The following is a 17593-nucleotide window of genomic DNA, read 5'->3' as shown; positions in this document are numbered from 1 at the left end:
ATCCTCGGCGAGTTCGACCAGCCCGTCGCTTCCCGCAAGGCCCGACAGAGCTCCGCCGGGCGCCGGCACGGCCTCAGGCAGACCGTCCGGGCCGGCGCGCAGGCAGACGCGCAGATATTCGCGCCGCCCGGGCCGCTTCTCGCGGGCGAAGCCGCTGCGGACCGCCATCTCGGGCGCCGTGTCGTGTGCCCCGGAGAGATGCAGGACCAGGGGACGCAGCACCGCAAGGGCGGTCACGTAGGCAGCGGCCGGATTGCCCGGCAGGCCAATGAAGGGCGTGCCGGCCACGGTTCCGAGTGCCACCGGGCGACCGGGCTTGATCGCCAGCCGCCAGAAGGTCAGCGCGCCCGAAGCCTCGACCGCGGCGCGGACGTGATCCTCCTCGCCGACGGAGACGCCCCCCGATGTCAGGATCAGGTCGTGGGACGCGGCGGCGGCCGCGATGCGCGCCCGCAGAGGCCCCGGCTCGTCGCGCAGGATGCCGAGATCGACCGGGTTGGCGCCGAGCCGTTTCAGGAGCGCGGCGAGCATCGGCCGGTTGGCGTCGAAAATGCCGGCCGGCGACAGCGGCTGGCCGGGCTGCGTCAGCTCGTCACCGGTGGAGAACAACGCGACCGTCAGAGGCTTCCGCAGGGGCATCGCGGGCAGGCCGCAGGCGGCGGCGAGCGCGATGTGCTGCGGCCCGAGGCGGGTCCCGGCGCGGATCACGATGCTGCCGCGGGCGACGTCCTCGCCGGCCCGCCGCCGGTTGGAGCCCGGCAAAAGGCCCTCGGGCAGGACAACGGTGCCGCCCTCGATCCGCACGTCCTCCTGCATGGCGACGGTGTCGGTCCCAGGAGGCATCGGCGCCCCGGTGAAGATCCGAACCACCGCGCCCGGATCCGGATCGGCGGCCGGATGGCCGGCCGGCACGCGTCCGCCGATGGGCAGGCGCGTTTCGCCCTCGACCGCGAGATCGCCGGCCCGCAGGGCGTAGCCGTCCACCGCGGCGTTGTCGAAGGGGGGCAGATCGAGCGGCGCGATCAGGTCCTCCGCGAGGACCCGGCCATCCGCACCCGCGAGCGGAACCGTCTCGATTCCGGACAGGACCGGAAGCCGCGCCCGGATCAGCGCCACCGCGTCGGCGACCCGCATCGGCGCGGGTGCGGCGTCGAAGCAGTCGGGGCTCAGGCGGCCCATGGCGCTGCGGGCTCAGACGGGGGCGGGCGGGTCGGCACAGGCGGCCTCGCGGGCTGGGACGAGTCGCCTTGCGGCATCGGCGCCGCGCGATCAAGCCCGGGCCTTGGTCCCGACAGGTCAGATCCTCTAGGCTCCCGCGCATCATGGCGTTTCCCGAATCCGTCTCTGTCGCGCTTCCCTGCCAGCGCCACCTGTTCGAGATGCCTGCCGACATCTGCTACCTCGACGCGGCGGCGTGGTCGCCGCTTCCGCGGGGCGTGCGCGAGGCGGGCGAAGCGGGAATTCTGGTCAAGAGCCGACCCTGGGACCATCCCCGCGCGGTGGTCCCGGCTTGGGCCGAGCGGGCGCGCGCAGCGGCCGCCCGGCTGATCGGGGCCGGCGCGGACGATATTGCGATCGTCGGCGCGGTCAGCCACGCCATGGCGGTGGCCGCGCACAACCTGACTTTGAGACCGGGCGGGCGCCTGCTGCGCGTGGCCGACGAGTTTCCGTCCCTGCGATTCGCCTTCGACCGCCTGGCCGAGCGACAGGGCCTCGTGGTTGAGGAGATCCCGCGCCCTTCGGACGGGGACTGGACCGAAGCCGTCGCGGCCGCGATCACGCGGCCGGGTGCCGCGCCGCTCGCCCTCGCCACCCTGACCCCGCTGCACTGGACCGATGGCAGCCTGATCGACCTCGACCGTCTCGCCCCCCTGGTCCATGCGGCGGGCGCGGCCCTGGTGATCGACGCGACGCAGGCCGTGGGCGCCGTTCCGGTGAGCGTCGCCCGGTGGCGCCCCGATTTCCTGGCCTTCCCCACCTACAAATGGACCCTCGGTCCCTATGGCCTCGCCTTCCTGTACGCGGCGCCGTACCGGCAGGACGGGGCGGCCATCGAGGAGAATGTCGGGAACCGGCCGCCGGCCGTCGGCGCACGCCGCTACGACCGGGGCGAACTCTACGATCCGGTGGCGTTGTCCATGGCCGTAGCCGGGTTGGAGCTGATCGCCGAATGGCGCGTGCCGGCCATCGCCGCCCGCCTACGCGGGCTGACAGACCGCTTGGCGGACGGGGTCGCCGCGTTCGGCCTGACGCCGATGCCGGCGGCCTTGCGGGCACCGCACATCCTGGGATTGCGGCCGCCTGCGGGGATGCCGACCGATCTCGTCGGGCGCCTGCACCAGGACAAGGTCTTCGTCAGCGAGCGCTCCGGCGCCCTGCGCATCAGCCCGCATGTCTGGGCGAACGACGACGATCTCACGCGCTGCATTGCCGCACTGCGCGCCGCGTGCCAGGGCGTCATCTGAGACCGATCGGGCGCGGATCCTTCGACGCGTGCGCAGAGCCGGAGGAATGCGGATGCTGCGCCACCGGCCGGCTCTCGATGACGGTGCCGGAACACCGTCGGCGCGCCCATACGGAGACTGTCCACACCCACATGCCCGATTCGATGCCGCGTCCCGGTGATTGGCTCCGGATCCCGGGTCCCGGCCGTCGCCGCCTGCCCGGACCGATGCGCGCCGTCCTCTCCGGGCGGTTCGCCGTGATCCTGTCAGGCGAACTGATCCAGAGCCTGTTCCACTTCCTCCTGAACATCCTGCTGGTGCGCGAACTCGGCGCGCACGATTACGGCTTGTTCGCCATCGTCTTCGCGGTCGGTGCGGTCGGCATCACCTATATCCGGGCCCTGGTCGCGGTCCCGGCGACGATTCACGTCGCCCGGAGCCTGGGGCGGCCGGCGGCGCTCGGCTACGACGTGATGTTCGGCTCGGGGGCGGTGCTCGTCTCGGGCGTCATGGCGACAGGCGTCGGCTTGGTGCTGATCCCGGTGATCGGCCTCGGCGCGCTCGCGGCGGGAGCCTTCGTGGGCCTCTACGCCTTCCGGAGCTATCTGCGGATCGTGCTTCTCGCCCGCGGCCGTCCCCGGATCGCCGGCCTGAGCGATCTGGTCTACGCGGTCTGCGGCGGTCTCCTGGTCGCGCGGTGGCTGAACGGCGAGGGCACGGCGCTCCTGGATCGGGCCTTCGCGGCGATCGCACTCGCCCACGCGATCGCGATCGCCGTGGCGTACGGGGCACTCCGCGAGCGGATCCGCTTCTCCCTCCACGCGCGGGCACGGGCGCGCTACCGGGCGATCTGGCGGACCCTCGCTTGGTCTCTGGCCGGCGTCACCAGCCTAACCGTGCAGGGGCAGGGGCTGACCCTGCTGCTGGCGCTCCTGGCCGGGCCTGCCGCCTACGCGCCGATCGCCGCCACGATCGTGCTCTATGCGCCGCTGCGCATCCCGGCGAGCGCGCTGCTGAACATGATCCTGCCGGAGATCAGCCGGCTGCTCGCGGCCGGGCAGGTCGACGCCGCACGCCGGCTCGTCATCCGCAACGGGATCCTGCTCGGCAGCGCCTGTCTCGCCTATGGTGCGCTGATGGCGGCCGCCCTGCCGCTGATCGAGGACATCCTGTTCAAGGGGCGGTTCACCGACCAGCCGATGGGCTGGATCGGGCTCGGCGTCTGGGCGGTGGTGACCGTGTCGCTGCTCTACGCGATCCCGCGGGCCTATCTGGAGGCCTCCGCGGCGTTCCGGACCATCACGGCGGGTGCGGTCGCGAGCGCCGCCCTCGGCATGGCCGTGATGGTGCCGGTGCTGCTGCTGCTGATGCCTCCCGCCACGGCGCTCGTCGGCCTGCTGTCCTCCGAGGTGGCCACGCTGGTCTGGTCGGTCTCGGCCTTTCGGACGCTGGCCCGGCATCCGAGGCCGGCGCGGCCCGTCGGCGTCCTGTGAAGGGCGCGGCGGCGGCGCTCAGCGGAGGGAGAGCAGGACGGGCGCCAGTTTCCGCAGCGCGGGCGTCTTGCTGTAGATCCAGAGCGGGTTGTGCTGGACGACGTGGGTGCACAGGCCGCGCTTGAAGTCGAAGACGGGACGGTTCACCGCCGGATCGATGCCGCCGAAATCGAAGACGCGGCAGCCTTCCGCCTTCGCTCGTTCCACGAAGCGCCAGACGGCGAGGGTGGCGGCGCCCGTCGCCCGGGCCCGCGCGTTCGAGGCCGTGTAGAAATCCGTGCAGCGCGTGTCCGACAGATGCGCGATGCGCACGAGGATGCGCTCTCCCTTCTCGCGGACGTCGAGGAAGAGCAGGTGCTCGTCCTCAGCCGCGATGTCCCGGTAGGCCTTCGGCTGCAGCGTCGTGGCGAAACCCTTGCGCTCCCGCAGGGCCGCGAACATCGCGGTGAAATCGTCGAAGGCCGACAGGCGCTCGGCTCGGTCTGTCAGGAAATGCGTCGTGACCTCGGTGTTGCGCTCCGCCTTGCGCAGGGCCTTGCGCCAGCGCTGCTCCATACCGGCCTGGATGGCGTCGAGATCCTGCGTCAGGTCGAGTTCGAGAGTGTGATCGTGGGCGCCGATCACCGGGGTGAAGCCGTGCATCAGGAGAGCCAGCGTCGCATCCCGGGTCTCGAACTGCTCGTAGTCGATGGCGAGGATGTCGAGCCGACCGAGGGCGAGGTGATCGATGAACGCCGCGAACACCGCCTCCGCGCGGTGTGTCCCAGCCTGGGTCAGCAAGGGGCCGCCTTGGACGTGGATGAACCGCGCCGGCCCCTTGCGACGGGTCTGCCACTGGATGAAGGCGAGATCCGCACCGTCGCCGGTCACCACCGCGCGCCGCACCGCCAATCCGCGCCGCACCTTGTAGGCGCCCCAGGGACTGCCGCAATAGATGTTGGCGCCGGGGCAAGCCCAGATCCGTCTGTCCCAGTCCAGGGCATCCGCAGTCTCCTGAACTGCGAGCTTGGCTGCCATGTCGCTCCTCGTCCTGCCCAGGCAGGGTTGTCCGCGCTGCACGCTCATCGATCAGGCGCGGTCGCATTGCATCCTTGCGCCGCCGATCGTCCACAGGGTGACTGCCGCACTGCGCGCCGAATCCCCGTCGTGTCCAGCGGGCCTTCAAGGCCTCGGGGCGAATCCGCGAAGCGGTGGACGACCGTCAGTTGCCGTATGGTCCGCCCCGCCCCGCGCGGCTGCGGTGCTCGGCCCCGATCGCTGAGGGCGAGCCCGGTCCCACGACCGGCTCCGTCGCCGGATCGGAACCGAGGCGAATGCGAGGACGCCGGCTCTAAGCTGCCGGGCGGGCCGGAACGTCCGCGGCGCGCGCGGCATCCGTCGCCCGCGGGCGGCGCAGCGTCGTCCGGACGATCGCCTCGATACCCTCGGCCGCCGAGGCTTCGGAGAACAGGCTCTCGTAGCGTGCCCGCGCCGCACGGCCGAAATCGCGCCAGCGCGCCGGGTCCGCGACCAGATCCGCCAGCACGGCGGCGATCGGCTCCGGGCCGCCCGACGGAACGATCCAGCCGGTCTTCCCGGCCTCCACCACCTCCGGAAGGCCGCCGATGGCGGTGACGAGGGGCGGAACGCCGTAGGACATCGCCTCGATCGCCACGCGGCCGAGGGATTCCGGTCGCTGCGACGGCATCGTGACCACGTCGGCCCAGCGGTAGAGCGCCGCGGGATCGGCGACGAACGGCGCGAGGGTGACCTGATCGGCGAGACCCGCCTCGGCGATCCGCTTCACCAGGGCCTGCTCGCGGGCGTCATCCTCGAAGGCGCTGCCGACGATGCGCACCTGGATCCGCTGGCGCACGGGTTCGGGCAGCGAGGCGAGGGCCTCCACGAGGACGTCCTGTCCCTTGATCCGGCTGATCCGGCCGAGCATCAGCACCCGAAGCGGCCGAGACCCGTCATACGCAGGCCGGTTCGGCTCTGCCGGACCGGCGATGCCGTTGTAGACGACGCGGGCTGTGGTCCCGTGGGGCAGGGCGTAGGTTCGCTCGGTGGCCCGCGAGTTGAACACCACGTTGGCGCCGCTCCAGCGGATCAGACCACGCAGGACCTTCAGCACAACGCCTTCGGGGATCTCGTGGACGTGCACGATGCTCCGGCCGGGCGCGAGCCGGGCGGCCAACAGATAGTCGGCCACCACGGTGGTGTTGATGTAGACGAGGTCGCTCGCGCGGATGCGACGCAACGCACGGATTATGGCGATGGGCAGCGTCAACAGACCCAGAGTTGCGAGTCGCGCCAGATTCTTGCGCCGCAGGATCCAGAGCGGTGCGATGACGATGTCGTTGGCGAACGGCTCCAGCCCGGCGACGATCGGACCGTGCCGCGGGAGCACCACGTCGATCCGCGCGGTGGGATGGGCGGCCCGGATGGTCCGGACGGTCTCGATGAAGCAGCGATCCGAGCCGTACAACTCGAAGCCCTGATGGACGCAGGTGATCCGCAGACGCGACGTGGCGTCGCCCTCCGCGCGCATGGCGGCTGCGAGGGCGCGATCGTCGTCGCTGACGCGACACGACTTGAATCCTGGGCTATCAACCATAAGTCTATTTCTGAATTTTTACAGCAACTAGCGGTTGTAATAGCAGGGCGCCGTGACTGTATCCTCGGGCTTTACAATAGGGGCCCTTAATTGGGAAGGAAGGTCCATGGCTGACCGCGCACCGAAACTACTTATTCTTGGCACGCGCGGAATTCCGGCTGCGCATGGCGGCTTCGAGACTTTTGCCGAACGTCTGGCGCTGTTCTTGGCCGGTCGCGGATGGCAGGTCGGGGTGTACTGTCAGCGAGACGTCGACACGGTGCGGGAGCGCATTTCGACTCGCCTCTGGAACGGCGTCGAACTGATCACCGTGGAGACCGGCCTGAGCGGCCCTGCCGCGACTCTCGCCTTCGACGCCATCTGCACGCACGATGCGGCGACACGCGGCGGCGTGTGCCTGGTGCTCGGGTACAACGGTGCGGTGTTCCTGCCCTACCTGCGGGCGCGCGGCGGACGGATCGTGACGAACATGGACGGCATCGAGTGGCGCCGTCCGAAATGGTCGCTGCCCGTCCGCGCCTTCTTCTATGTCAGCGAGTGGATCGCCGCGTGGTCCTCGCAGCGGTTGGTGGCCGACCATCCCGGGATCGCCGACCATCTCGCCCGACGCCGGCCGCGCGCGGCCATCACGACCATTCCGTATGGCGGCGACCCTCCGGCCGAAACCGGACCGCCGCCCCTCGGGCTCGAGCCCGATCGCTACCTCGTTTCGATCGCTCGCATCGAGCCGGACAACAACATCCTGACGCTCGTCGAGGCGTTCTCACGCCGCGCCCGGGGCATGCGGCTGGTCGTCCTCGGCACGCTGAATGTCGGCAACCCGTACCATCGCGCCGTGGAGGATGCCGCCTCGCCCGAGGTGCTGTTCCCCGGCGCCATCTATGAGCCCGAGCAGGTTCAGGCCCTTCGGGTTCATGCGCGGGCCTATCTCCACGGTCACACCGTGGGCGGCACCAACCCGTCGCTGGTCGAGGCGCTGTGGGCAGGCAACGCCGTGATCGCCCACGACAATCCGTTCAACCGGGGCACGGCCGGCGACGATCAGTTCTACTTCTCGGATCGGGACAGCTGCGCCGCAGAGATCGCGCATGTCCTCGCCGACGAGGCCGCGGTCGCGGCGGCCCGCAAGGCCGCACGGCGGCGCGCCGAGCGGTTCCGCTGGGACGACGTGCTGGCCTCCTATGAGGACACGCTGCGCCGGGTCGGCGGCTACCCGCCGGCGCCGGACGTCTCGGCCGCCGAACCCGGCGCCGTTCTCGTCGGCGCCGCAGCCGGTCCGGAATGGTAGGCCCAAGCCGGCGCTCGCTGCTCGTCGGTGCCCTCGCAGCGGCGGGGGCGCGACCCGTCCGAGCGACGCCTGCGCCGATCGCGTTGCGTCGGGGCATCGCCCTGTGGCCGTGGTTCTCGCTGACCACCGAATACCCGCCTCCGCGGACCGACTATGCCTGGCCGCCCTTCCAGGCCGGCCGGCCGATACCCACGCCCCGCGACCTGGGGCAGCTCGCCGATCTCGGCTTCGACTTCGTGCGACTGCCCCTCGATCCCGGACCCTTCGTGGCCTTCACGGGCACCCGGCGCACCGAACTGTTCGATGCGCTCTCCGCCGCCATCGATGCGATCCTGGCGGCCGGGCTGCGCGTCGTGGTCAATGTCCAGGCCAATGCCGCGACTCACCATTACACGCCCGACGCGTTCTACGGTTCGGACCGGGCGCCGCTGTTCTCCGCCTATCGCGACCTCGTCGGCGCCCTCGCGCGCCTGTGTGCCCGGAAGGATGCCGGCCAAGTGGCCCTGGAACCGGTGAACGAGCCGCTGCAGGCCTGCGGCGCGCTCGCCTGGAATCGGGTCCAGAACAGGCTCCTCGAGGCGGCCCGGGCGGCGGCACCGGCGCTGACCCTGGTGGCGACGGGATCCTGCGGCAGTCTCGTCGCCGGCCTGACCGCGCTCGATCCGGGCACCCTCGCGCGGTTTTCGCCGCTGCTCTACACGTTCCACTTCTACGAGCCGTACCTGTTCTCCCATCAGGGAGCGACGTGGCTTACCGAGGAGCCGTTCTATCGCTGGCTCACGGCGGTTCCCTGGCCCGGGACGCGCGGCGCGCTGCGGGAGACGCTGGCGGTGGTCGAGGCGCGCATGGACGCGGACCGCACGGTGACGCAGGCCGAGAAGGCGCGCGATCGGGCGGTGATTGAAGCGAAGCTGCGCGACTATTTCGAGGCCGCGCCCGGCCCCGCCTACATCGCCGACGCGATGGCGCCGGTTTCGACCTGGGCCGACCTCTACGGCATCGCCCCGGGACACGTTCTGATGGGCGAGTTCGGGGCCCTGCGCACCGATGCCCGGTTCACGGCGTCCCGGGCTCCGGACCGGGCCGCCTATATCCGCGACGTCCGGATGGCGGCCGAGACGAATGGGTTCGCCTGGTCGTTCTGGAATCTCTTCGACGGCCTCGGCTTCATGGACGACGCGCACGTCGCCGATCCCGCCCTCGTCGCAGCGCTCGGGCTCCGGAGCCGGTCCTGAAACGGCCGCCCTCCGCTCACGATCAGGCGCGCCCCCGGGCGGGGAGGGGCGGGAACAGCACGATGAGCATCAGGGCGAACTTGGCCAGCAGGGTGGTCTTGCCGGCCAGGCCCTCGAAGGTGTTCACCAGGATCACGAAGGCCAGGATCGGCAGCCAGACCCCGCGCCGACAGTCCCGCGCGATCTCCGCCAGGTAGAGCCCCACCGTGATCACCAGCACCGCCGTCACCAGGATGCCGTGATAGAGCACGGCCGAGATGATCGAATTTTCGATGCCCCATTCCAGCCCGTAGATCCGGCGCAGGGTGTTCACCTGCAGGAAGTCGGGGCCGAGCAGGAGCTGCCGGAACGGGATCGCGTCGAAGACCGAGAGCATGTCGACCCGGGCCTTGGCGCTGCCGCCGTCCGAGACGAACCGGTCCAGGAGGGTGTCGAAGAAGCCGGCAGCGGCCAGGATAGCGACCAGAACCGGCAGCAGGGTGAGGGCGAAGCAGGCACCGGCCGCCGCCGCCAGCGGAACGCGGCCGGTGCGCAGGGTGCGGTTCAGGGCCACGAGGCCCACGCCGCTCCCGAGAACCAGTGTCGTGACGGTGGCCGAGCGACCGCCGAACGTGACGAGGGCGACCAGCTGGAGGCCGATCATCGCGGCGCGGGCCATCGGCGCCAGCCGGCCACCACCCTTGGCGAGCGCCAGGATGTAGCAGGCCGTCAAGGTCGCGTTGGCCAGCGGATGCCCCTGCAACGCCGCCGAGCGGGTGTCGGATTCGAACGCGACGCCGTCGAACCGATAGGGGAAGAATCGCTGGCCGCTCGCCAGTTCGAACAGGCCGAGCAGGGCGTTGGCGAGCATGACCGCGTGGAAGACGGTCTCCAGCCGGCCGAGCGTGGCGGCGTCGCGGTCCATCAGCAGGATCGGGATGAGGCCGGCGAGCACGAAGGTATCGATCGAGCCGGCGAGGCCCGCGCCGCCCCGGGCCGCGATCAGCGCGAGGAGCGCCACGCCGCAGGCGGCCAGGAGCACGCTGGCCGGGCGTCGGTTCAGCGCGCCTGCCACCGGGATCACGGGATTGCCCGCCCGTACCAGCGTCCAGCCGATCAGGATCACCGCCAGATAGGTGGCCGGGTGGATCTTGGAGGCGGCCGAGCCGGTGATCCCTTCGTAGTTGAGCCCCAGCACCCACAGAAGGCCGCCGGAGACCCCGACGAGGAGGAGGGCCCAGAGCGACAGCGCCGCCGCTTCCACCCGCAGAAGGACCCGCAGAACCGGACCCGGGCGCGCCACCGCGGCGCGGCGGCGCGCGACGGCGGTCTGCCGGAGGGTCCTCACGCGGTGCGCCGGGTGAGGAGCAGGGAGCCGGAGACCGGTCGGCCGAGGGCCTCCGACGTGTCGACGAGGTCGATCAGATCGCGCTGGCGCGTCGCACCGTTGCAGGCGACCAGCAGCAGCCGGTCCGCGGCGGCGGCCAGAGGGCCGAGCCGCAGATTCTCGGTCAGCACGCCGCCATCCACGATCACGAGGTCGAAGCGTCCTTTCACGCCTGCAATGAAGCGCTCGATGTTGGCGGGTGTCAGGGCGTCGCGCAGGGGCTTCACCGTATCGCCGAGTCCGATCCGGCGGGCACCGGAGGCCGGATCGGTCTGCGTCACGGCGTTGAGGCTCTGCTCGCCGCGCAGCACGTCGAGCAGGCCGCCGGTGCCGGAGCCGTCCGATCGCAGATCGGCATCGATCCGCAAAACCCGGTCGCCGCGCCCGACCGCCACGGCGGCGAGCAGCGCGATCACGGCCCGGCGCTCCGCATCGTCGGATTCGCCCGAAGTCACGAGCAGCGCCAGGGAGCGGCCGCGGCTGCTTGAGGTCGCGGCGAGGTGATCGAGCGTCATGCTCGCCGCGCTCGCGCTCGCGCCGCCCGGCCGCAGGCCGGGCAGCACCGCGACGACCGGGGCGTTCGACAGGCGCTCCAACTGCCGGGACGAGAGCACGGTCGGCGCGAGGTATTCCCGCGTCAGCGCGAGACCGGCGCCGAGGCCGAGGCCGCCGGCGAGGGCGGCGGCGACCAGGATCAGGCGCGGTGGCCAGCTCGGATCCTGCGGCGGCCGCGCCGCGGTGATGATCCGCGCGTTCGAGCTGTCGATGCTGGTCTGCTCCTTGATCTCCCGGGCGCGGACCAGGAAGGCGTTGTAGACCGAGCGCGCCGCGTCGACCTCCCGCTCCAGCTCGCGCTGCTGCACCGACGACTGGGCGTTGACCGCCGATTGCCGCTGCAGGCGCTCCAGCTCCGCCGCGAGGGTCCGTTCGTTGGCCTGGGCCCGCTGGGACTCGGTCTCGGCGGCGCCCGCGATCCGGTTCAGCTCGGCGTCGATCAGCCGGCGGACGTCCTGCATCTGCGTGCGCACGGCGGCGATGAACGGGTGGCGCTCGCCGAGATTGGTGCGCAGGTCCGCCTCCTTGGCCGCGAGTTCCGCGTACTGGCCGCGGAGCCGGTCGATCACTGAGGACTGGACGGCTTCCGGCATCGCTCCGGACCCGATCGCCTGCCCGCGTGCGTCGCGGATCCCCTGAAGGCGCGCCTTGGCCTCGGCGGTCCGAGCCCGCGCCGCGACAAGCCGCGCATTCAGGTCGGTGAGTTGCTGCTCGTTCACCAGCCGGCCGCTGGAGGCGATGAGGCCGTTGCGCGCCTTGTAATCCTCCAGTTTCTTGTCGGCGGTGTTGACGGCGTTCCGCAGCTCGTCGAGGCGCCCGCGCAGATCGCCCGCGGCGCGCTTGGCGGCGTCCGAGCGGGCCTCGGTCTGGTCCGTCAGGTAGGCGCCCGCGATGGCATTGACGATCCGCGCCGAGAGATCGGGATCGGTCGTGGTGACGACCAGGTCGATCACGAACACCTTGTCGGCGCGCTTGACCGCGAGCCGGCGTCGCAGCTGGTCGAGGGCGCGGCCGCGCGCATCGACGCGGCGTTCCGGCCTCGGCCCGGTCAGCATCTCGCGAAGGGACGCCAACGCACGGGTGACGCCGCTCTCCTGCGGAACGCCGAAGCCCGGCACCCGCTCGAGGCCGGCCTGATCGACCGCCCGCCCCAGGACGGCGTCCGACTCGATCACCTTCACCTGGCTCTCGACCTGCGCGATGCCACCATCCGGCGACAATGCGGCGGGATTGACGTCGTTGGTGACGACCTGACGGTCCCGGGGATCGATCAGGATCTGTCCCGTGGCCGTGTAGAGCGACGGCGTGATCAGGGCATAGGTCAGCACGGTGAGTCCGAGCAGCAGCGCCGTTCCGAAGACCAGCCACTTGCGCCGCCACAGGATCCGCCACAGGTCGCCCAGCTCGGCCGTCGTGTCCGGACGGTTCGGGCCCGGACGCTCGGGATGAGCCGGCTGCACGGGGGCGAGCCACGTCGCGACAGCGATGTTATGGTCGATCTGTGCCACGATCGGTCACCGTCGTCTCAATCCGGGTCGGTCCCTCGCGGGCGCCTTCTCTACTGCAAGAGTCGCGCAGTCTGCGGACAATGTATCGGGACCCCGATCAGCGCCTCAATCGCGCGGATGACTGGGGGCATGGTAAACAATCGGCACGCGGCGCGGTCCCGGATGACTGCGTCGTTCCGATTGTTGCTACAGCATGTCGGTGGCGCGCGGCTCGCACACGTCGCCGCATCGCGGAGGTCTGTCGGCAGGCCGACCTAGCCGGCTCGCCAGCCTCGCAAAGACGGCGGCCCCCGTGATGCGGCTTTCACCGATATGGAGCGCCATCGGCGTGGATAACCGCTGCGGCATACTCTATTATCCCATCGGATAAATTGTATTGATCACGTGGCGACGTAGCATTGTCTAACTTCGCGGCCTGCGATCCAATTTTGGGTGCGCTCTTATGCAGACAGCCAGCTTCGAGGACCGGGCCGGTGGGCGGCGCGATGTCAGTGCCCATCTGCGTCGGATCGCGGACGTGAACGGGGTGCCGGTCGCGGCCTTCTTCGGGACTCCGGCATCGCGCCCGCTGGCCGATCTCATCGAGCTGATCCGCCTGTGGCAGTCGGTCGCCGACGAGGAGGGCCGCATCGAGATTCTCGCGGTGGCCCGGGCCCGAGCGGCCGGCGCGAAAGACGGCGGAGCGGCGCCGGCCTGAAGCGACGACCTGCGGTTTTTGGTACGCACGGCCCTGGCGGGATCGGGTCAGGACCGCTACATGATGACAGCGGGGCTGCAGAGTTCGTCAGGAGCACTATCCCCGGGGCCTTATCGACTCCCTCGGGAGCTGTCCCTGGCCTCGTCCCTGGACTTGGCCAACACGGCGCCCACCTACGCTGTAGGTTTCCCGGGATCGATCCTCCAACGGCTCACGTGGCTCCGCACCCGACCCCTCCCCAGGCCAGCGCCGAAGCTCCGGACGTCGCCCGAAAGGCGGAACTCCGCCGCGCTGCCCTCGCAGCCCGCGACGCCCTCGATCCCGCGGCTCGGCAGGCCGCCTCGGCGGCGATCGGACGCGCGCTGCTCGCGCTGCCCGAGCTTGCCCAGGCCCGTCTGGTGGGTGCCTTCTGGCCGATCCGCAGCGAAGTCGACCCCCGCCCCGCCGTCGAGGGCCTGCGCGCCCGCGCCCAAACCGTGGCCCTGCCGCACGTCACGCCGGACGGCCTGGTGTTCCGCGAATGGCGCGTCGGCGACGACCTGATCGCCGGCCGATTCGGTCTCAGCGAGCCCGATCCGTCGCTTCCGCCGGTGGAGCCCGACGCGCTGATCGTCCCGCTCGCCGCCTTCGACCGGACCGGTCAGCGCATCGGATACGGCCGCGGCTACTACGACGGCGCGATCGCGCGCCTCTCCCGGACCCGTCCGGTCCTGACCGTCGGCATCGGCTTCGCCGCCCAGGAGGTGGAGCGGGTGCCGGCCGAGCCGCACGACCGACCCCTCCAGTTCGTGATCACCGAGTCCGGCGTGATCCGCTGCGACAGGACCGCCTGACCCATGCGCCTGCTCTTTCTCGGCGACGTCGTCGGGCGCTCGGGCCGCACCGTCGTGTGCGAGCGCCTGCCGCGCCTGCGTGAGCGGTGGCGCCTCGACTGCGTGGTGGTGAACGGCGAGAACGCGGCCGGCGGCTTCGGCATCTCCGAGGCCATCTGCGACGAACTGATCCAGGCCGGTGCCGATGCGGTGACGCTGGGCAATCACAGTTTCGACCAGCGCGAGGCGATGGTCTTCATCGCCCGCCAGCCACGCCTGGTGCGGCCGGCGAACTATCCCCCGGGTACGCCGGGCCGCGGCGCGACCGTCGTGGAGACGCAGGGAGGCGCCCGCGTCCTCGTCGTCAATGTGATGGGCCGCGTCTTCCTCGACCCGATGGACGATCCGTTCACGGCCGTGGAGCGGGAGCTCACCGCCTGCCCCCTCGGCGCGGCGGCCGACGCCGTGATCGTCGACGTCCATGCCGAGGCGACGAGCGAGAAGCAGGCCTTCGGTCATTACCTCGACGGGCGGGCGAGCCTCGTCGTCGGGACGCACACGCACACGCCCACCGCGGACCACCGGATCCTGCCGGGTGGCACGGCCTACATGTCGGATGCCGGCATGTGCGGCGATTACGATTCGGTGATCGGCATGCAGAAGGACGAGCCGATCCGGCGCATGATCCAGAAGACGCCGGGCTCCCGATGGGAGGTGGCGGTCGGTGAGGGCACCCTGAGCGGCATCGCGGTGGAGACGGATGCGCGCGGCCTCGCCACGCGGGTCGCAGCCCTCCGCCTCGGGCCGCATCTGGAGGAGAGCTGGCCGCAATTCTGGGATTAGCGTCCCGTCCGGTTCTGCGGATGCCGGTTCGGCTTAGGACGAAGCGGCGGTCTTAAGCCTTTTGTGCGTCGCCGGTCCCGAAGGGGGTGGGCATAGCTTCCCGCTGACCTTCGCGAGACTTGATCGCGTGCGGGCCTACCCCCACAGTGCCCACGATCGGCGCCGGCATCCGGCTGCCGCGTAATGAGATCAGGTTAGAGCGACGGATGGCCGCCCGAGAAACCGGCGACGTTAAAAGGGGGCCGCTGGCACACCCGGGATCTATCTCGGGCGCATGGTCATCTTCTTGATCCTGGTGGGCTTCCTGGCCTTCATCCTGTTCAGGCAGATCACCCCGGCCTTCCTGGCCAATCCCGGACTCAACGGTCTCATCCTCGGGGTGTTGCTGATCGCGGTCCTGATCGCCTTCGGTCAGGTTGTGCGGCTGTTCCGCGAGACCGCCTACGTCAACGCCGTCGCCAACGGCGGGCCGGTGAAACGGCCGCCGGCCCTGCTGGCGCCGATGGCGCCGATGATCGCCGCGCGGGCTGGAGGCGCCACCCTCCCGGGCACCACCGGCTATCTGGACACGATCGCGGTGCGCCTCGACGAGGGCCGCGACATCCTGCGCTACATCGCCGGCATCCTGATCCTGCTCGGCCTGCTCGGGACCTTCTGGGGCCTCATCGATACGCTGTCGGCGGTGGGCGGCGTCATCAAGGGTATGCGCGGTGGCGGCGATGCCGGCGTGATGTTCGACGAACTGAAATCCGGTCTTGCGGTGCCGCTCTCAGGCATCGGCCTGGCCTTCTCGGCCTCGCTGTTCGGCTTGGCCTCGTCTCTGATCACCGGCTTCCTGGAACTGCAGGTGGGGCAGGCCCATGCCCGGTTCCACAACGAATTGCAGGACTGGCTGATGTCCGGCGCGACCGCGCCCGAGGCTGTGGCGACCGTCGCGGCGGTGCGGCCTGCCGCGGGCACGCAGGAATTGAAGGACGCCGTCGACCGCCTGACGGCTCTGGTGGCCGAGGGCGGCGGGAGCCGCGCGGCGACGCAGGCGATGACCAATCTCGCCGAGGGCATCCAAGGTCTCGTCCAGCACATGCGCGCCGAGCAGCAGATGATCCGCGACTGGGTGGAGGCGCAGGCCAGTCGCGAGCGCGAGTTGAAGCAGGTGCTCGACCGGCTGGGCCGGGAGCGCGTCTAGTGGCCTCCACGGCGACGCGGACTCGGCGCACGCTCAATGTCTGGCCCGGCTACGTCGACGCGCTGGCGACGCTGCTCCTCTCGGTGGTCTTCCTGCTTACGGTGTTCGTGGTGGGGCAGTTCTTCCTGTCGCAGGAGCTGACCGGCCGGGACGAGACGCTGGCCAAGCTCAACCGCCAGATCTCCGACCTCACCGATCTGCTCGCTTTGGAGCGGACGAACCGCCGGAATCAGGAGGAGGAGGCGCGGAACCTCCGCACGACCCTCGCCGGCGTCGAGGCCGAGCGCGACCGGGCCAAGGTGCAGGCCGAGGCCGCGACCGTCAGCCAGGGCGCCGCGGGTACGCTCGACAAGCAGCTGGAGGCCGAACGCGGGGCGACGAAGCGGGCGCTGTCTCAGATCGACCTGCTGAACGAGCAGATCAGCGCCATGCGCCGGCAGCTCGCCGCCCTGGAGGACGCCCTCTCGGCCTCCGAGAGCCGCGACCGGGAATCCCAGGCGCGGATCGCCGAACTCGGCAGCCGGCTGAACGTCGCTCTCGCACAGAAAGTTCAGGAACTGGCCCGCTACCGGTCCGACTTCTTCGGCCGCCTGCGCCAGATCCTCGGTAACCGGCCCGACATCCGCGTGGTCGGCGACCGGTTCGTGCTGCAATCCGAGGTGCTGTTTCCGGGCGGCTCCGCGACCCTCAAGCCTGAGGCCGGGCCGGAACTCGACCGCATCGCCGGGGCCATCTCGGATCTCGCCAAGCAGATCCCGGCGGATCTGCCCTGGGTGCTGCGGGTGGATGGGCACACCGATGCGCGCCCGATCAGCACGTCGCAATTCCCGTCGAACTGGTCGCTCTCGGCGGCGCGCGCCATCGCGGTGGTCCAGTACCTCGCCGGCAAGGGGATCCCGCCGCAGCATCTCCTGGCGGGTGCCTTCGGCGAATTTCAGCCTCTCGAGGCCGGGGCGACCGAGGAGGCCTACGCCCGCAATCGCCGGATCGAGATGAAGCTCACCGAGCGGTAGGGCTGCGCGGCCCACCCGGTGGCCTCAGGCGCATCCGGCCGCAGGATCTGAGCCGGCTCCCCCGGCGAGGTCGGGATCGCCCAGTCTTCCCGGTCGAAGAGGGCTATAAAGACGCAAAATTTGTGTCCAATTCAATCTGTATAATTTTTACATGCTATCATCGAAGCGTGTTTTGCCTCCTGTATTTGCGGTTCATTCGCGGCCGTCTTGACGGACCATCGATTTAACCTCTCATTATCTTTGATGCTCCAGGGTGCCGGCGATCCGGGGAGTGTCATCGATGTCGAAGCTCAACCTGTTCCCGAACGCCGCTCGGCGCGACGTCAGCCATCTGCCCGGTCCGGCCACGGACGGGCACGCCGCTCGACGCCCTCCGGTGGGCCGCGATACGATGGAGTGTCTGGGTGAGCAGGAGCCGCATGACGAGGCCGGCGCGATTTGCGCGGCCGTGCGGGTCTTCGAGGACGGGCTGATGCAAATGCAGGCAAGCCCAAGGGTTGCCGGCCCGCCGGACGCGGGTGAGGCTGTGGCCGACCAGGCGACCGGGCTCCTCGCAA

13 protein-coding genes, 1 other RNA gene and 2 pseudogenes are annotated in these 17593 nt (G+C 70.5%); 11 read left to right on the top strand and 5 right to left on the bottom strand.

Annotated features, from left to right (window positions below; genetic code table 11):
- Positions 1-1179: gephyrin-like molybdotransferase Glp (gene glp, locus I53_RS15345; RefSeq protein ID WP_043352159.1), on the bottom strand; the 1179-nt coding region annotated here is incomplete at its 3' end.
- A gap of 143 nt (positions 1180-1322) precedes the next feature.
- Between glp and I53_RS15340 the strand changes: the two genes are divergently transcribed.
- Positions 1323-2465 (top strand): aminotransferase class V-fold PLP-dependent enzyme, encoded by a 1143-nt coding sequence (locus tag I53_RS15340; protein WP_043352157.1) that lies wholly within the window; start codon positions 1323-1325, stop codon positions 2463-2465.
- A gap of 206 nt (positions 2466-2671) precedes the next feature.
- Positions 2672-3937 (top strand): membrane protein, encoded by a 1266-nt coding sequence (locus I53_RS15335; RefSeq protein ID WP_043352162.1) that lies wholly within the window; start codon positions 2672-2674, stop codon positions 3935-3937.
- 18 nt (positions 3938-3955) lie between these two features.
- Here I53_RS15335 and I53_RS15330 read toward each other — a convergent pair whose 3' ends face one another.
- Positions 3956-4954, bottom strand: coding sequence for a GNAT family N-acetyltransferase (locus I53_RS15330; protein ID WP_043352155.1), 999 nt, complete (start codon positions 4952-4954; stop codon positions 3956-3958).
- Between the two features lie 313 nt (positions 4955-5267).
- Positions 5268-6533, bottom strand: a complete 1266-nt coding sequence (locus tag I53_RS15325) for a glycosyltransferase family 4 protein (protein ID WP_083936064.1) — start codon at positions 6531-6533, stop codon at positions 5268-5270.
- Positions 6534-6639: 106 nt separating this feature from the next.
- Between I53_RS15325 and I53_RS15320 the strand changes: the two genes are divergently transcribed.
- Together I53_RS15320 and I53_RS15315 are read left to right on the top strand one after the other, a co-directional pair.
- Positions 6640-7821, top strand: coding sequence for a DUF1972 domain-containing protein (locus I53_RS15320; protein ID WP_043352153.1), 1182 nt, complete (start codon positions 6640-6642; stop codon positions 7819-7821).
- Complete coding sequence (locus I53_RS15315) at positions 7815-9056, top strand: cellulase family glycosylhydrolase (RefSeq protein ID WP_043352151.1); 1242 nt, start codon at positions 7815-7817, stop codon at positions 9054-9056. Before I53_RS15320 ends, I53_RS15315 begins: the two co-directional genes overlap by 7 nt.
- Positions 9057-9078: 22 nt before the next feature.
- Here the strand turns inward: I53_RS15315 and I53_RS15310 are convergent, their stop codons facing one another.
- Positions 9079-10383 carry a VpsF family polysaccharide biosynthesis protein gene (locus I53_RS15310; protein ID WP_043352150.1) on the bottom strand — a complete coding sequence of 435 codons (1305 nt, stop codon included), beginning with the start codon at positions 10381-10383 and terminating at the stop codon, positions 9079-9081.
- On the bottom strand, positions 10380-12485 hold the full coding sequence (locus tag I53_RS15305; RefSeq protein WP_043352148.1) for an exopolysaccharide transport family protein: 2106 nt from the start codon (positions 12483-12485) through the stop codon (positions 10380-10382). Before I53_RS15305 ends, I53_RS15310 begins: the two co-directional genes overlap by 4 nt.
- Positions 12486-12927: 442 nt before the next feature.
- On the opposite strand from I53_RS15305, the gene I53_RS15300 reads away from it, so the two are divergent.
- The 7 genes and pseudogenes from I53_RS15300 to I53_RS33260 form a co-directional block, all read left to right on the top strand.
- Positions 12928-13182, top strand: a complete 255-nt coding sequence (locus I53_RS15300; RefSeq protein WP_043352146.1) for a hypothetical protein — start codon at positions 12928-12930, stop codon at positions 13180-13182.
- A 69-nt stretch (positions 13183-13251) separates the two neighbouring features.
- Positions 13252-13408, top strand: a non-coding RNA gene (gene ssrS / locus I53_RS31345) — 6S RNA.
- Positions 13398-14015, top strand: a complete 618-nt coding sequence (locus I53_RS15295; RefSeq protein ID WP_043352144.1) for a 5-formyltetrahydrofolate cyclo-ligase — start codon at positions 13398-13400, stop codon at positions 14013-14015. Before ssrS ends, I53_RS15295 begins: the two co-directional genes overlap by 11 nt.
- A 3-nt stretch (positions 14016-14018) precedes the next feature.
- The gene (locus tag I53_RS15290) at positions 14019-14837 is read left to right on the top strand and encodes a TIGR00282 family metallophosphoesterase (protein WP_043352143.1); all 819 of its coding nucleotides are present in this window, start codon (positions 14019-14021) and stop codon (positions 14835-14837) included.
- A 206-nt stretch (positions 14838-15043) separates the two neighbouring features.
- Positions 15044-16023: pseudogene (locus tag I53_RS15285) on the top strand (flagellar motor protein MotA).
- Positions 16023-17036 (top strand): peptidoglycan -binding protein, encoded by a 1014-nt coding sequence (locus I53_RS15280; RefSeq protein ID WP_043352140.1) that lies wholly within the window; start codon positions 16023-16025, stop codon positions 17034-17036. The pseudogene I53_RS15285 and the gene I53_RS15280 overlap by 1 nt, the downstream one beginning before the upstream one ends.
- 280 nt (positions 17037-17316) lie before the next feature.
- Positions 17317-17593 (top strand): annotated as a pseudogene (locus I53_RS33260) (hypothetical protein); the annotation flags it as partial.

It is taken from the genome of Methylobacterium sp. B1 (genome assembly GCF_000333255.1).
In the GTDB taxonomy this organism is placed as follows: domain Bacteria; phylum Pseudomonadota; class Alphaproteobacteria; order Rhizobiales; family Beijerinckiaceae; genus Methylobacterium; species Methylobacterium fujisawaense.
Note: the sequence above shows the minus strand (reverse complement) of the source record. Positions and strands in the feature narration are given on the sequence as shown.

Bases quoted from the DNA above. Each gene is read 5' to 3' on its own strand.
- I53_RS15340 (WP_043352157.1), top strand. From the start codon at position 1,323: ATGGCGTTTCCCGAATCCGTCTCTGTCGCGCTTCCCTGCCAGCGCCAC.
- I53_RS15335 (WP_043352162.1), top strand. From the start codon at position 2,672: ATGCGCGCCGTCCTCTCCGGGCGGTTCGCCGTGATCCTGTCAGGCGAA.
- I53_RS15330 (WP_043352155.1), bottom strand. From the start codon at position 4,954: ATGGCAGCCAAGCTCGCAGTTCAGGAGACTGCGGATGCCCTGGACTGG.
- I53_RS15325 (WP_083936064.1), bottom strand. From the start codon at position 6,533: ATGGTTGATAGCCCAGGATTCAAGTCGTGTCGCGTCAGCGACGACGAT.
- I53_RS15320 (WP_043352153.1), top strand. From the start codon at position 6,640: ATGGCTGACCGCGCACCGAAACTACTTATTCTTGGCACGCGCGGAATT.
- I53_RS15315 (WP_043352151.1), top strand. From the start codon at position 7,815: ATGGTAGGCCCAAGCCGGCGCTCGCTGCTCGTCGGTGCCCTCGCAGCG.
- I53_RS15300 (WP_043352146.1), top strand. From the start codon at position 12,928: ATGCAGACAGCCAGCTTCGAGGACCGGGCCGGTGGGCGGCGCGATGTC.
- I53_RS15290 (WP_043352143.1), top strand. From the start codon at position 14,019: ATGCGCCTGCTCTTTCTCGGCGACGTCGTCGGGCGCTCGGGCCGCACC.